This is a genomic window from Caballeronia sp. SEWSISQ10-4 2 (assembly GCF_030464885.1).
In the GTDB taxonomy this organism is placed as follows: domain Bacteria; phylum Pseudomonadota; class Gammaproteobacteria; order Burkholderiales; family Burkholderiaceae; genus Caballeronia.
This window is the reverse complement of record NZ_JALPRJ010000082.1, coordinates 21825-34645: the sequence shown is the minus strand read 5'-3', so window position 1 is coordinate 34645 and position 12821 is coordinate 21825. Positions and strand designations below refer to the sequence as shown.

Genomic DNA, 12821 nt, shown 5'->3' with positions numbered 1-12821 from the left:
GAAACCCAGTGCTAACGTGCGTTCCGGCTAATTGACGGGTAAAAGTTCGGGCTAGTGTGGCACACAATCCGACCATTTTTCATACAAATGCCAGACAACTACTAGGGTTTTGAGGGGTGCTAAAACCCGACGCACAAGGTGCCCAGCAGAAAGCCGTCTCGGGCGTCAACAGCGCCTCCCGCAACAAGCTGACTTCATCGTCTTCACGGGCGACCTATCCCACAACCGACGGCCCGCTCCCGCGCCGCAAGCCGCGATTTCGGACGCGATGCCGACTCGCGCTGCGCCTCCACACCGATCACAGCCGCTTCAGATAGAAGAGTAGCGCCTCTTTCGAATTCTCGGTGGGTGGTTTGGCGAGTCAAGAGCGGGCGTGAGTCCGGCGAAGCGAACCCTTGAGGCGGACTGAATCGACAAGCTGAACGGTGGCTGGTTGCGGCAAAATGCGGTTAGAGTCCGCTGCGCGACAGAGTCTTGCGCAAGAGGCCATCGGCCTTCGCCGGCGGCGTTGATGCAAGCCTTAGCCACCGCTATTCGCCCCGCACTTTGAAATCGAGATGGCTCATTCGCACCGGCGGCACAAACCACGTGAGGCACAGCCCGACGAGCGCCGCTGCGACTGCAAGCGCAAGACCGATGTGGATCGATTCAATAAGTGCGCTGCGCGCCGAATTCATGATTGCATCGCCAGCGTGGCCTGCATCGACAAGTCGGCTGACCAGCGCGGCCTGCTCTGTCCGGTCGATCATCAGTGCCGGACTCGCGAACGACTTGAACCACTGCATCGCCTGATAAGAGTCCAGCGAGCTGTGCACACCGCGCGCGTACAAGTGACTGAGCAGCGAGCAGGTCATCGCGGTACCGAGGATGCCGCCCAAAGTCCGAAGCGATTACAGCAACGCGGTGGCCGCACCGAGATGACCGCGCGCTACAATTTGCTGTGAAAAGATCGTGAGGTTCGACGCCACCAGACCGAGCCCGATCCCGCTGGTGCCCATGCACATCACCCAGACGAGATGAGGCATCTTGCTCGTGATAGCGATCACGCAGAGGCAGGCGATCGTGAACAGGCCAAAACCGGCATACATCGTGATGTTAGCTCGCTTGACCCGCGTGACAATCCGATTGTTGATAGTGCTACCCACGGTCGTCCCTACTACGAGGGGGGTGATCAGCATGCCGGAGTGGGCCGGAGACATGCCAAAGCCTCCCTGGAACAAGAGTGGGACGTCGAATAGCAGCGAGAACATAGCGAAGCCACCCAACACTGACATCACAAAGAGCGCCGCCAGCTTACGATCGATCAACATGTCCACCGGCATGATCGGGTTGGCTGCCCGCTTTTCCCGGATCCACAGCGTCAGTCCGCCGATTGCCGCGACCAAGCCGAGTGGTACTGTCAGCTCAGTGATGCCTTCTTTCGGCAAAAATTCAATCAGCAGCAATACTGCACCGAAGGTCACCGCGAGCGCGCACGCGCCGAGCCAGTCCAGACGCGCCAGTCCAGGTTGGCGCAGGTGACGCAGGTGGGGCAAGAAACGGTAGACGAACAGCAGCGACACAATGCCGATCGGCACGTTGACGAAGAACACGAGCCGCCAGTTGCCATACTGGGTCATGAAGCCTCCAAGGGCAGGTCCAATGATGTTGGCCGCGCCGAATGCCGAACTGATGAATACCTGCCAGCGCAGACGTAGTCGCGGGTCGGGGAAGAGGTCAGCGACGGTCGCGAAGACCGTGCCAATCATGATGCCGCCACCGATCCCCTGCACGCCTCGCGCGACAACGAGGTACAGCATGCTGTCGGCCATACCGCATAACAGCGAGGCGACGGTGAAAAGAACGATGGCCGCCAGCATCAAGGGCTTACGACCGAAGAGGTCACCGAGTCGGCCGAAAATGGGGATCGTTACTACCGATGCCAGCATATAAGACGTGGCGACCCATGCATACAGGTCAAAGCCCTTGAGTTCTGTGACGCTCCCAGGCAGCGCGGTGCCGACGATTGTCTGGTCTAGCGCGACCAGCATGGCCACCAATGCCACGCCCAGCATCGCCAGCAGCGATTCGCGAAAGGGCAGCAATTGCCGGTTCTGGTCATGTGGGGCGGTGTCGGCAGTCATGGTGTGTTCCATAGATGTCAGGGGCAGTGGAAGCCGGTAGAGCGGGCGACATGCCGGCTCGCGAGGCAGGTTGACGGATTGGCACGCCTTCGAACCAGCCACGTGACATGCCGTGACTCTATGAGCATCCGACTCTCAATTCCAATTCCAATTTCAAACAGCCAGCCATCAGCGGTACCTCCTGCAGCTCGCCGGTTCGTCTTGTCGCCGGCCAGAGATACTGTGTGGTCAGACGGGCCCTGGCCCAAAAATCGGCGCGACCTGAAATCGCTGATACCGGCAAAGGTATGCCGCACATGCCCGGCCTTGCCGCTCAATTTGCCGACTGCGGCAGAACATAGGTCCTCACACCGGCGAGCGGCGATCCGTATCCACCTGACTGCGTATTGTTCGGCAAACCATTGACGAGTTGCGCCCGCGGATCCATCGGGTTCAGGTTCAGCTCTCCGGCCTGGCGATTACCGTGGGTGGGATACTCGCTGCCGCGTGCAGCCTGCGGCATCAGCCGCAGGCTATTTTCGGGCGCGTTGATATCGTCGTAAGAACTGAGACCTTTCGCCGCGACGCTGCCCGCGGCGATACACAACACCGCTAGCAGAAGTGCCCTCAATGCCATCGACGCTTGCTTCACGCTCACCCTCTCGAAGAATATTTTCATGTCAACGCTCCTTAAGGTATCGAAAGCGTGAGGCCTGCTATCGACTTGTTTAGTCAGAACGACGCTCTGCATAACAAAACAGCCGAGCCGGTTTCCTTATCCCCAACTTCCGTTTGCTGCTTGCTTCACAGCTCGCGCAGCATCAGGTACGGGCAGTCGGGGCGACGCTTGTTGTTTAATTGGTGGTGCTGTTCGTTGTGGCTGCATCCTGTTGCGCCAACTGCTACCTCATGCGGGCGACCCGCGCCGTGAACATCGGGTTGACGTCCGGGTACGAGATTCCGGTAATGCAGTTCAGGCTGTTCTGCTGCGGTTCGATCAGTTCCTGATCGACCTCGGCGCGGGTCTTACCTTGAGCAAACGCGCTCGACGACGTGAAATCCGCTAGAGAAATGGCGATCATGGAAAATTTCTTCAACGCAGACTCCTGAGCTTGTTGTGCGATCTGCAATGAATAGACGCCGATTCCTCGCAGAATATTCCTGCGCTTTCAATAAAAATATCGGCCACCCGTCAAATTAGCTCGGCAGTGGCTAACCAGCATTAGATAGCAGGTCCGTATCCGCCAGCGGTCTGATCACGTCGTCGCGACGCAGCTGGCGATTGCTACCCAGGTCCACGGACAGTTCAACGGGCACTGCCGCCAACCAGGACGGGAACCGGTCGCGCGGAACCCGCGGCCTCAGTCGAAATGTTATGCATCTTGGAATAAAACGAAAGGCCCGACAGTCTAGCTATCGAACCCATTCAAAAGGCCCGTCGGATACTCCGGCGATCTACCTCTTGAATCTATTCGTGAGGGCATTATGTCGTCAAATCTTCCATCCGATCCGTCCCGTCGCGGCGCGTTGAAATGTCTCGCTTTCGGTGGCGTGGGCACCCTATTTGTCTTGGCCGGCGGTATTCTCGCGCCGGTGGACCTGGCTCTCGCCGCCACAGCGAAGGATTCGTCAGTTGCCTCGGGGATCCCCCTGTTCCTCCAGATCAGCGACTCTCATATTGGCTTCAACAAGGAAGCCAATCCCGACGTCGCGGGCACGCTCAAGCAGACAATTGACTACGTGAACGCCATGCCAATCAAGCCGGCGCTGACGATTCACACCGGCGATATTACGCATCTCTCCAAGGCGGAAGAGTTCGACCTCGCCGCCCAATTGATGTCAGGTTTGAATATCACCGAGTTGCATACCGTGCCCGGCGAGCATGATGTGACCGATGGCACAGGGACGGAATACTTCAACCGTTTCGGCCAAGCCTCCGACAACAAAGGCTATTACAGCTTTGACCACAACGGCGTGCACTTTATCGGTCTCGTCAATGTCATGCATTTCAAGCCAAACGGTTTGGGTGGTTTGGGCGACGACCAACTCGCCTGGTTGGAAAATGATCTGAAGGGCCGCTCGTCCAGCACGCCGATTGTCGTCTTTGCGCACATGCCGATGTGGACGATTTACGAACCGTGGGGTTGGGGCACAGGCGATGCTGGCCAAGCGATGAGCTATCTGAAGCGCTTCGGCTCGGTCACGGTCCTGAATGGACATATCCATCAGATCGTGTCGAAGGTGGAAGGAAATATCACCTTCCATACGGCGCGCTCGACGGCCTATCCGCAACCGACCGCCGGCAACGGGCCCGGACCTGGGCCGCTGAAGGTGGCGAGCGATCAGCTTCCGAAGATGCTTGGCGTGACCAGCATCAAGATCGTGCGCCATCCGCTCAAAGCGACGCTCTCCGACACGACGCTCGTCTGAATTTCCACATCGCGCTCACCAACCAGGAACCACGTCATGCTAACCACCGCTCTTCGCCGCGCCTTCTTCCTCTCCCTCGGGGTCGGGATGCTCATGGCGGCATCCGCTGATTTCTCCGTCGTGCAAGCACAGGAGACCAACGCCGTCGTTTTGAAGAATTTCATGTTCTCGCCGATGTCGCTCACGATCAAAGCCGGTTCGACCGTGACGTGGAAAAATCTTGATGGCGAACCGCACACGATTGTCAACGACTCCGGCCTATTCCGCTCCAGCGCGCTCGATCAGAACGACACCTACAAGTACACCTTCGATAAACCCGGTGTCTACAAAATCTTCTGCGGCATACACCCGAATATGAAGGAGACAATTACCGTCCAATAAGTGCGCTCTACCGGAGCTAGCGCCGCGCGAAATTGGGAAACCGTTCGCAAGCTGAGGTTCGAGGACGGGGCGGTCGCGAACTTGACCGCGGGGCCTTCGCGGCGCTCACACCTTCCCATTAAGCGCGCCCTATAGTCATTGCATTGTCTGCGTCCGCCTGGCATATGTTCAGCCGTTTCCACCGGAAGATTGGCAGCATTTTGGGATTGCTTGCGATCCTGATGGCAACGCTTGCGCCGACGGTCTCGCAAGCGCTCGCCGCGAGTCGTCGTGCGAACACCGTGTCGAGTGCACATTGTTCCATGCCTTCGATGCGAGACCATGTGTCAGACATCAAGTCCGGTCCGCACTCATTGATGTCCGACGGGCAGGCCTGCTGCTATTGCGGCCTGCTTTCTCACATGCCCGTGGTGCCCAGTGTGCAAGCGCCTTTCGCCATCACGGTTCGGGTAATCGCCCACCGCGTAACGGCTCGCCTCGAGAGCGTCCGCCGCATCGAACCGCTCACCTACTCGCAGCCTCGGGCTCCTCCAGTCTCGTCCTGATTTGAGTCACACCGAAGCGATGCATTTACCGCATCGCGATGTCGTCGCACGTTTTTTCACAGATGCGCGAGGGCTTACTACGACCCACAATAAGGATGAACCAAAACCATGCACATCATTTCGACGCGCCGCGGGAAACCGTTGCTCGCGGCGTCAATCGTTTCGGCTGCAGCACATGCAACCCTGCTCATGCCCTCGCTCGCCACCGCTCACGCGATCGCTGGAGACCGTGTCTTTCCGTCGACACTTGCCGTGGACGATCCCGGCGTAGGTGACGAAGCTAACCTTGAATATGGTCATCAACGCGTTCCCGGTGACAACGGCGATCAAAGCATCAACACCTTCCAATTCGAATATGACAAGCTGATCACGCAGAGGCTGGCGCTATCGGTCGATGGCACGTATGTGTTGCAAAACAATCCGACGGCCCGCGGCTTTGATAACTTTGGGGTTGGATTGAAGTATCTGCTGTATGTCAACGAGCCGCACGAATTCATGTCGTCCATCGGCGTCAATGCAGAGCTAGGTGGCACAGGAAGCAAGGCAATTGCCGCCAGTTTTTCGACCATTTCTCCGACGGTGTTCGCTGGCAAGGGATTTGGCGATCTGCCTGATTCACTTGCCTATTTGCGTCCGATCGCCGTGACGGGCGAGGCTGGCCCCGCGTTAGCCACTGGCGCAGGGCAGCCTAACGCGTTCAACTATGGTTTTACGGCGCAATACAGCCTGCCCTATCTACAGCAGCACGTGCATGACATCGGTTTGCCGCAACCGCTGGCGAACACTATCCCGCTCGTCGAAATCCCATTGTCGAGAAGCCAGGGCCAGACGACGGGGACCGTCAACCCGGGCTTCATCTGGATCAACCGCTACGGTCAATTTGGCATCGAGGCTCAGATTCCAATCAACCGGGCGAGCGGTTCACGCGTGGGTATCCTGATGCAGGCCCACATTTTCTTTGACGATGTAGCGCCGACTACGATCGGCAAGCCGCTATTCCAGTGATGAAGGAGCAAACGATGAAAGAGCACGGCAACGTTTGTCGGCAGCTAGCGAAGAAGTGTCTTGCGTCTGTCGCGGCGCTCTGCCTCGCCAGCGCTGCGTTCGCTCATGTTTTCCCGCAGAAGCAGGAGCCAGGAGCCGGCACAGCGGTCGCGTCGCCCCAGCGGATCAAAATTGCATTTGACGGGCAACTGGAGCCGTCCTTTAGCACTTTGACGGTAACTGATACCAGCGGTAAGCAGGTGAACACCATAAAAGCCGCCGTTGATGCTCAGCAACCGACGGTAATTTCCGTCCCCCTGCCTTCTCTATCGGCGGGTCACTACACCGTACATTGGGCCGCTGTGGCCTCTGATGGGCATCGTACCCATGGTGACTATTCATTCGACGTGAAATAGCGTGCAACACACCTTCGACTCGCCCGTCATCGCGCAGATGGTGCTAGCTGCCGGCGCTGACATTGCGTTCGCGATTGCGGTGGGATCCGCCTTACTCGCCATTGGAGGCGCAGTGCGCCTTCGTGCCATGCGGACAACGCTTGTCGTGTGGCTCGTCTTGCAAGGACTCTATCTGCCTTTGCAGGCGAGCGTGATGTCTGGCATGACACTTGGCGATGCCTTGCCCGCGATTCCGCTCGTGATCACGAAGTCACACTTTGGGCTAATGTGGACGATTGGAACCGCAGCCGGATTCACCGCGTTGATCGCGGCGTTTGCGCTGCGCCCGGCAACAAAAAGGTCGACTTGGACGAGTCTGCTTATGACTGGATTGATCGTTGTCGCCCTCGCGCATGCCGCTTCGACTCACGCGGCAGATGCTGGTAACTTCTCGGTTGCAGAGCTGGTGCACCTCATCCATCTGCTGGCGACAGCAGGATGGGCGGGTGTAGTTATCGCTGCGGCTTGGCCGTTAGGACGAACATTTACGGTCACGCCGAACGCTGTCGCGCACATCACGCGACTGTCGAACGTGGCAACGCTCACGTTCTTGTTCGCGATCGCGACAGGCCTCATGAATGCGTATCGCGGACTCGGCGGATCGCTGGCTCCGCTGACCAACAGCCTCTGGGGCCAACTGCTGCAAGCGAAAGTGCTAATTGTGATTGTGGTCATCACGATCGGGGCGATTAATCGTTTCGCGTTCATGAAACGCATACGCATGGGCGATTCTCGTGCACTACCTGTCTTTATGCGGCTAGTAAAGGTAGAGGCCGTCCTGATGCTCATCGTGCTGATGGCGGCCGCGGTTCTCGGACACAGCATCCCTGCCGCGGCCGGCTAACCGCCATACACCGTTTCCATATTGGCGACGCCCGTGACGTCACGAGTCAACACCTGGCCCATGATGTCGAGATCGCTGACGACAGCTTAGGTGTCGCGTTTCCGCTGGTTGGCTGCCCGCTCTGGATGGTCGGAAGTGAGCCCACGAACGATGACCACGCCCTTGTCGGCCCTCATCGAGTCCAGTCCAACAAATACGAAAAGAGGCTATCACCATAGCAGTTCAACCCTGTTGATCGGCTGGATGAATATCCCCATTGCGATAGCTTGTCGCCCATTTTGGCGATCTCGTCCAAAGGTTCGCCTTTGGACGATCAGGGTTCGTCGGGACAATTTTTCTTGCCGACCTGTGCCGCTTAGCGGGTTAATGACACTGGCGTGTGAGTCGCCGCCACTCGTTTGGTCACCGCATTGATTCCCCGATATCCGGCATCTTTCGTCCAATTGATCGACGGCATGATCGTGGCGAACTCGATCGCGCCACCCGGCGTAGGACCACTTCGCTACGACGGATGTTGGCAAGCGATTTTGAGGCCCCACGCAACTATTCGAAATTCGTAGCCAAATTGCTTGAGTAAGACGCGATGCGACGCTAGGCTGACATTGTTCAGCCTAGGCGTCAGGTTGCTGCCCGGCACAGTTGTCCTGTAGCGCGACCGTTCATTCGACCGTGTCGTGCTGAGGGAACACCGAGGATGACGTTCCATCACAACGTGCCCCCAAAAAGCTTACAATTTCGAATTTTGGCTCGGTCCGGGCCGACTAGGCAAGTTCTGTCACATCAGCCGGCAACAAGGCGAGTAGAAGTATCTGATCGAAAGCGGAATCAATAGCCGCTGTGCGTTTGTCACGTCACCCGTGCACCACGCTTCGGTCGATCAACGTTGGGCGCTTCGCCTCCGCTCGCCATGCTGGAAAACACGCCATCCCTGCGGATCAATCCGTGGAACAACGCCGCCGACGCGTGCATCAGGAAAGTTCCGGACAGCAGTAGCGCGAGAAACATGTGGGCCTTACGCAGCATCAGGTAGAGGTGCATGTCATGCGGTGCAATCGGCGGCAGATGTAGCGAACCCAGCAGCACAATCGGATAGCCCTCGGCGGAAAGCATTGACCAGCCCACCAGCGGCATCGTCACCATCAGCGTGTTTGGTGATGATTCTTTACGCGGGTTGCCCGGTGGATCGGCGCTGCGGGGACAACTACTGGGTCGGAGTTGCCGTCAATGCGCGCACCGTGGATCCGCGCTGCGCTCGCGATGGGTGAACCACGGATCGATTGGGCGATACGCCGATCTCGCGAAATTGATTTCACGTCATTGCGCCTTTGACCTTCTGACCGGTGATGCTCATAGCCGATTGAACTCCGTGGAGACACGCTTCGCACGGATAGACTGCGAAACCGGCCTTTTTATTCCGGACCCTCTTGCGCTGCAACTAGACGGAGGCCCAGCATGAAATGAGGTATAAGCCAGCACGCGATGTAACCGGCGTTTAGCGGCAATCACCAAAGCGCGGCGTCTTTTTCTTTGCGTCGACATCGACGGTGTCGTTGCGCGGCAGTTCGCGCTGCTGCGCATCGGCCGCTAGCGTCTCTGCCTCTTTCGTGCCTTCCTTAAAGCCCTTCACCGCAACGCCCAAGTCGCTGCCGATATTGCGCAGCTTCTTCGTGCCGAACACCATCGCGACGATCAGCAAAACGATCAGCCAATGCCAAATACTCAACGAACCCATGACTTTCCTCCTTGGCCCCGCCCTCGCGTTTCCACACGGCGAATATCTTGTGCCTTGCGGCCTGAATCGAACCGCGTACCCCTAATCTGCGTGACATCGGGTGCCGTTGCACGGAAATGAGCTAGGGCGGGGCTTCCCTGGTCGCGCGATCCACGCTGGTGCGACGCGCGGCTCACGGCCTTCTCGACTGTGACGCTCAGCGTCACTGGCTGCTTCGGCAGGTAGCCCCCTCCACGCACCCAGGCACTTCTCAATCAGATCGCGCACCGCCTTAGTGTCGTACGGTGCTCACCTATCGGATCTGGACGGTAATCTGGCGTAGATGCGGATCCGCTCGCGCCGACTCAAGGCGACGGCTGAGACGTCGTTTTTATCTGCGCGGCCTGGCCTACGCCCGCCAGCGCGTTCCTTTCCGCTTGATGTTTGGCTGCAACCTTTTGTTCCGCCGCAAGAAGGTCGGCGGGGTAGTCTCCGTCGTCGCCCTGAGATGGGTTATAACCGACCGACTCCAGCTCCTCGAGCTCATGCAGCACTTCTGCTCGAGTGAGTTGATGCTTGTTGGATTCCGTCGACGTTTGCGCGTACACACAGCCGGACGTTGCCATCAGCGTTACGCTCACGATGAGCGAACCAAGCATTGGCTGGACGATAGACCCACTCAAATATTTCGATTTCACGTCAGTACTCCTTGTATTTTGGACCTTGAGTGTCAATTGGCGGTGCTGTCTGCCATTCCGGTATTTGGCGCCTTGGCTGCGTTCTGTTGGGTCAGGTGCTTCTCCTTCATGCGGGCAACCTGTGCTGCAAACAGTGGGTTGACGTCTGGGTACGAAGATTCAGTGATGTAGTTCAGGCCATTCTGTTGTGCTTCGATCAGTTCCTGATAGACCTCGGCGCGGGTCTTGCCTTGAGCAAATGCGCTCGACGATGCGAGAACGACCAGAGAAATGGCAACCATTGCAGATTTCTTCATTGCAGCTCCTGAGTGTGTTGTGCGGTAGCAATGAGTAGACGCCGTTTCGGCGTTGGATATTCCCACGCCACTCAAAAAATGCGGCTCGCAGAGCCTAGAGATTATTTCAAGTGCGATGGGAATAAACGCGCTGTGATCAAGGTAAACATTCTTGTCCGGCCGCGTATTTCGTCCACTGGAGTGCCGCGCGAACGACCGCGGCGTCATCGGGGATGTCGTGCGTGACGAAAGCTGGAAGTCGGTCACTCGTTGGCCCGGTGTTCCAATTTATTGCAAGTCCATTTAATGCTTTGGGGATCACTCAATGAAGAAGCAGCTTCTTGCATTGGTAACCTAGTGCCCACCGGCGGGTACAGTACGTGCGCAAAGTCGTGTGACGCCATATGGCCTGATCGATAAAGGCTTCGAGGCGCTAAGCAATATGCGCGTGACCGGCAAGACCGCCGGCGGTCGACAGTGCTTGCTCGATACAACCTTCGGTCTGAACAGTCCCGTTGGGGTTGAGAGGCACCGGAGATCTGGGCGGTGGTCTGGCCGCGGCATTCACACTTTAGAACGGCTATGAACTCAATACCGGAAAGGTCGGCCAAGGCGGTGCCAAGTTCGAACGCCAGGCCATCGTCGGCCTGAGCAGCAATCGGTACGGAACCGTCACGCTGGGTCGTCAGTACGCCGGCGCGGCGGACTACCTGGGAGACTTCGAATTCGGTGATTTCGAAGCCGACAGCCGCCCGGCGCGAACATGAAGTACATCATTCGCACTACGCAACGCCACGGCTAAAATGCGTGAGAGAAGGAGCGAGTAAATGAAGATGTCCCGCGTCCTCTCGGGCGAATCGCCCGTCGGTAGCTCTGGCATTCGTTCGATGAGTTTCGAAGCGGAGGTCGTTTCATGGCTCCCGCAGTTGCGCCGCGATGCGAGTGGACTAACGAACGATCCCGCGTGGGCCGACGATTTGGTACAGGACACCGCCGAGCGCGCGCTCACGCGCTGCACGACATTCCGTCCGAGCAGTAACCTGCGTGCGTGGCTCCTCGCGATCCTTCAGCACCTCTACATCGATCAGTTGCGGGTACGTCAAGAGATTGCCGTTGATGATGAACACGCGCCGTGGTGCAATCTGGAGGCGCCCCGCGGCGAGTTCGACGGGCTCGTGCTGCGCGACGTCCAACGGGCGCTCTATCGGCTACCGGTCGAACAGCGCGAAGTGCTACTGCTCGTCTGCGTCGAGGAGTTGACATACCAGGAAGCGTCGAGCACGCTCGGCGTGCCTATCGGCACGGTGATGTCGCGGCTGTCGCGCGCGCGTGAGCGCCTGCGCGCGCGTGCACACCTTCGCGTGCTGCTGACCGAGGGACCGACGAGCAAGTACTCACCACAGCAAGTAGTGAGAGATCCGTTATGAACAACAATGATGATCCTAATTCCGTGCCCGGGCCCGACCTGCCCACGTTGTCGGCGTTCGTCGACGACGAGTTGCCGGATGCGGAGCGCGCAGGCGTACTCGCGCGTCTTGCAAACGATCCCCATGCCGCCGCACAGGTCGCGGCCTGGCGTGCGCAGAAGTCCACGCTAAAAGCGCTGTTCAGCGCTCCCGCGCATGAAGATCCATCCGTCGTTGTACATGCCCCAGACCCTTGGTGGTGAATCTGCATCGCGGCATGTTTGCTCGTTCCCGGAACAGACGTGATGCTCGCGCTCGGAGGGTTGGCACCGCGTTGGATCAACAACGGCATCGTCAACTATCCAATGACGCTCGCAAAACGCGTCGACGTCGCCTATCCGGTCTATGCGCCCAAATGGCATCATCCGGTCGAGGTCACGGCCACCGAAGAAGAACATCTGAACAGTTGCCTGTCGAAACGTCTGAACCATTCGCTGTGGGTGTCATCAAGTCGGGAGGCCTGTTATTCGTTGGTCGGCGGGCGTCTGTTGCCGGGCGAAGTGCGCCTGGTGGCCAGTTTATGCACGAAAATCCGACGGGCGCACGGCTCACGCTCTACGCAACTGGTGCTTCAAGGGGCGAGACCACGTTTCGTCTCTTTCGCGCCGACAACTAGCCTGACATGGGGGGCTAATCAGAAGCGCGCCAAAAAACCGCGCACCACGCATAGGAAAAGGTCCGCGGCGTAAGCCGTGCGGTAGGACGCTGACCGGCCGATCTGAATTCGTTATGCGTATGCGCTCACCAGATCCTAGCAGGTCACGTCGTCGATAGGCATAAGCCCCTTTCCGCTTCGAGCAATTGCAGGTGTACCTGCTCGTGCGTCGTGGTACCTTGCGCCGCTACTGCATCCGCGATTGCGTGTAGCCCCAATTGGCACTGGCCACGCCTTAGCCGGCTACGATAATGCACACTGTCTGCAGCTAAAGA

The 12821-nt window shown here is 58.3% G+C and carries 15 protein-coding genes and 2 pseudogenes; 10 read left to right on the top strand and 7 right to left on the bottom strand.

Features of this window, described 5'->3' with window-relative positions:
• Positions 1-530 precede the first annotated feature (530 nt).
• The 3 genes and pseudogenes from M0D69_RS35920 to M0D69_RS35910 form a co-directional block, all read right to left on the bottom strand.
• Positions 531-2123 (bottom strand): annotated as a pseudogene (locus M0D69_RS35920) (MFS transporter).
• A 313-nt stretch (positions 2124-2436) separates the two neighbouring features.
• Entirely contained in the window at positions 2437-2739 is a 303-nt protein-coding gene (locus tag M0D69_RS35915) for a hypothetical protein (RefSeq protein WP_301786579.1), read from the bottom strand.
• Positions 2740-3004: 265 nt separating this feature from the next.
• A complete protein-coding gene (locus tag M0D69_RS35910; RefSeq protein WP_367619810.1) occupies positions 3005-3199 on the bottom strand; it encodes a DUF4148 domain-containing protein in 195 nt (64 codons plus the stop codon).
• A 388-nt stretch (positions 3200-3587) separates the two neighbouring features.
• Here M0D69_RS35910 and M0D69_RS35905 point away from each other — a divergent pair, with 388 nt between their 5' ends.
• From M0D69_RS35905 to M0D69_RS35880, 6 genes are all read left to right on the top strand, one after another.
• A complete protein-coding gene (locus M0D69_RS35905; protein ID WP_301786574.1) occupies positions 3588-4532 on the top strand; it encodes a metallophosphoesterase in 945 nt (314 codons plus the stop codon).
• A gap of 93 nt (positions 4533-4625) precedes the next feature.
• Entirely contained in the window at positions 4626-4913 is a 288-nt protein-coding gene (locus M0D69_RS35900; RefSeq protein WP_301786578.1) for a cupredoxin family copper-binding protein, read from the top strand.
• Positions 4914-5077: 164 nt separating this feature from the next.
• Entirely contained in the window at positions 5078-5458 is a 381-nt protein-coding gene (locus M0D69_RS35895; protein WP_301786573.1) for a DUF2946 domain-containing protein, read from the top strand.
• A gap of 108 nt (positions 5459-5566) precedes the next feature.
• Positions 5567-6463 carry a hypothetical protein gene (locus tag M0D69_RS35890; RefSeq protein WP_301786572.1) on the top strand — a complete coding sequence of 299 codons (897 nt, stop codon included), beginning with the start codon at positions 5567-5569 and terminating at the stop codon, positions 6461-6463.
• 14 nt (positions 6464-6477) lie between these two features.
• Positions 6478-6858 (top strand): copper resistance protein CopC, encoded by a 381-nt coding sequence (locus M0D69_RS35885; protein WP_301786571.1) that lies wholly within the window; start codon positions 6478-6480, stop codon positions 6856-6858.
• 1 nt (position 6859) lies between these two features.
• Positions 6860-7741, top strand: a complete 882-nt coding sequence (locus M0D69_RS35880) for a copper resistance D family protein (RefSeq protein WP_301786570.1) — start codon at positions 6860-6862, stop codon at positions 7739-7741.
• A gap of 846 nt (positions 7742-8587) precedes the next feature.
• Here the strand turns inward: M0D69_RS35880 and M0D69_RS35875 are convergent.
• The 4 genes and pseudogenes from M0D69_RS35875 to M0D69_RS35860 all read right to left on the bottom strand — a co-directional run.
• Positions 8588-8884: pseudogene (locus tag M0D69_RS35875) on the bottom strand (cytochrome b); the annotation flags it as partial.
• A 349-nt stretch (positions 8885-9233) separates the two neighbouring features.
• On the bottom strand, positions 9234-9473 hold the full coding sequence (gene tatA / locus M0D69_RS35870) for a Sec-independent protein translocase subunit TatA (RefSeq protein ID WP_301786569.1): 240 nt from the start codon (positions 9471-9473) through the stop codon (positions 9234-9236).
• Between the two features lie 344 nt (positions 9474-9817).
• A complete protein-coding gene (locus M0D69_RS35865) occupies positions 9818-10111 on the bottom strand; it encodes a DUF4148 domain-containing protein (protein WP_301786577.1) in 294 nt (97 codons plus the stop codon).
• Positions 10112-10182: 71 nt separating this feature from the next.
• Positions 10183-10446 (bottom strand): DUF4148 domain-containing protein, encoded by a 264-nt coding sequence (locus tag M0D69_RS35860; protein ID WP_301786568.1) that lies wholly within the window; start codon positions 10444-10446, stop codon positions 10183-10185.
• 617 nt (positions 10447-11063) lie between these two features.
• On the opposite strand from M0D69_RS35860, the gene M0D69_RS35855 reads away from it, so the two are divergent.
• The 4 genes from M0D69_RS35855 to M0D69_RS35840 all read left to right on the top strand — a co-directional run bounded on the left by M0D69_RS35855 (position 11064) and on the right by M0D69_RS35840 (position 12580).
• Positions 11064-11192 (top strand): hypothetical protein, encoded by a 129-nt coding sequence (locus M0D69_RS35855; RefSeq protein WP_301786576.1) that lies wholly within the window; start codon positions 11064-11066, stop codon positions 11190-11192.
• A gap of 120 nt (positions 11193-11312) precedes the next feature.
• Positions 11313-11852, top strand: a complete 540-nt coding sequence (locus tag M0D69_RS35850; protein ID WP_301786575.1) for a sigma-70 family RNA polymerase sigma factor — start codon at positions 11313-11315, stop codon at positions 11850-11852.
• Positions 11849-12094 carry a hypothetical protein gene (locus M0D69_RS35845; protein WP_301786567.1) on the top strand — a complete coding sequence of 82 codons (246 nt, stop codon included), beginning with the start codon at positions 11849-11851 and terminating at the stop codon, positions 12092-12094. Before M0D69_RS35850 ends, M0D69_RS35845 begins: the two co-directional genes overlap by 4 nt.
• A gap of 39 nt (positions 12095-12133) precedes the next feature.
• A complete protein-coding gene (locus M0D69_RS35840; RefSeq protein ID WP_301786566.1) occupies positions 12134-12580 on the top strand; it encodes a hypothetical protein in 447 nt (148 codons plus the stop codon).
• The last annotated feature ends 241 nt before the right edge of the window (positions 12581-12821 follow it).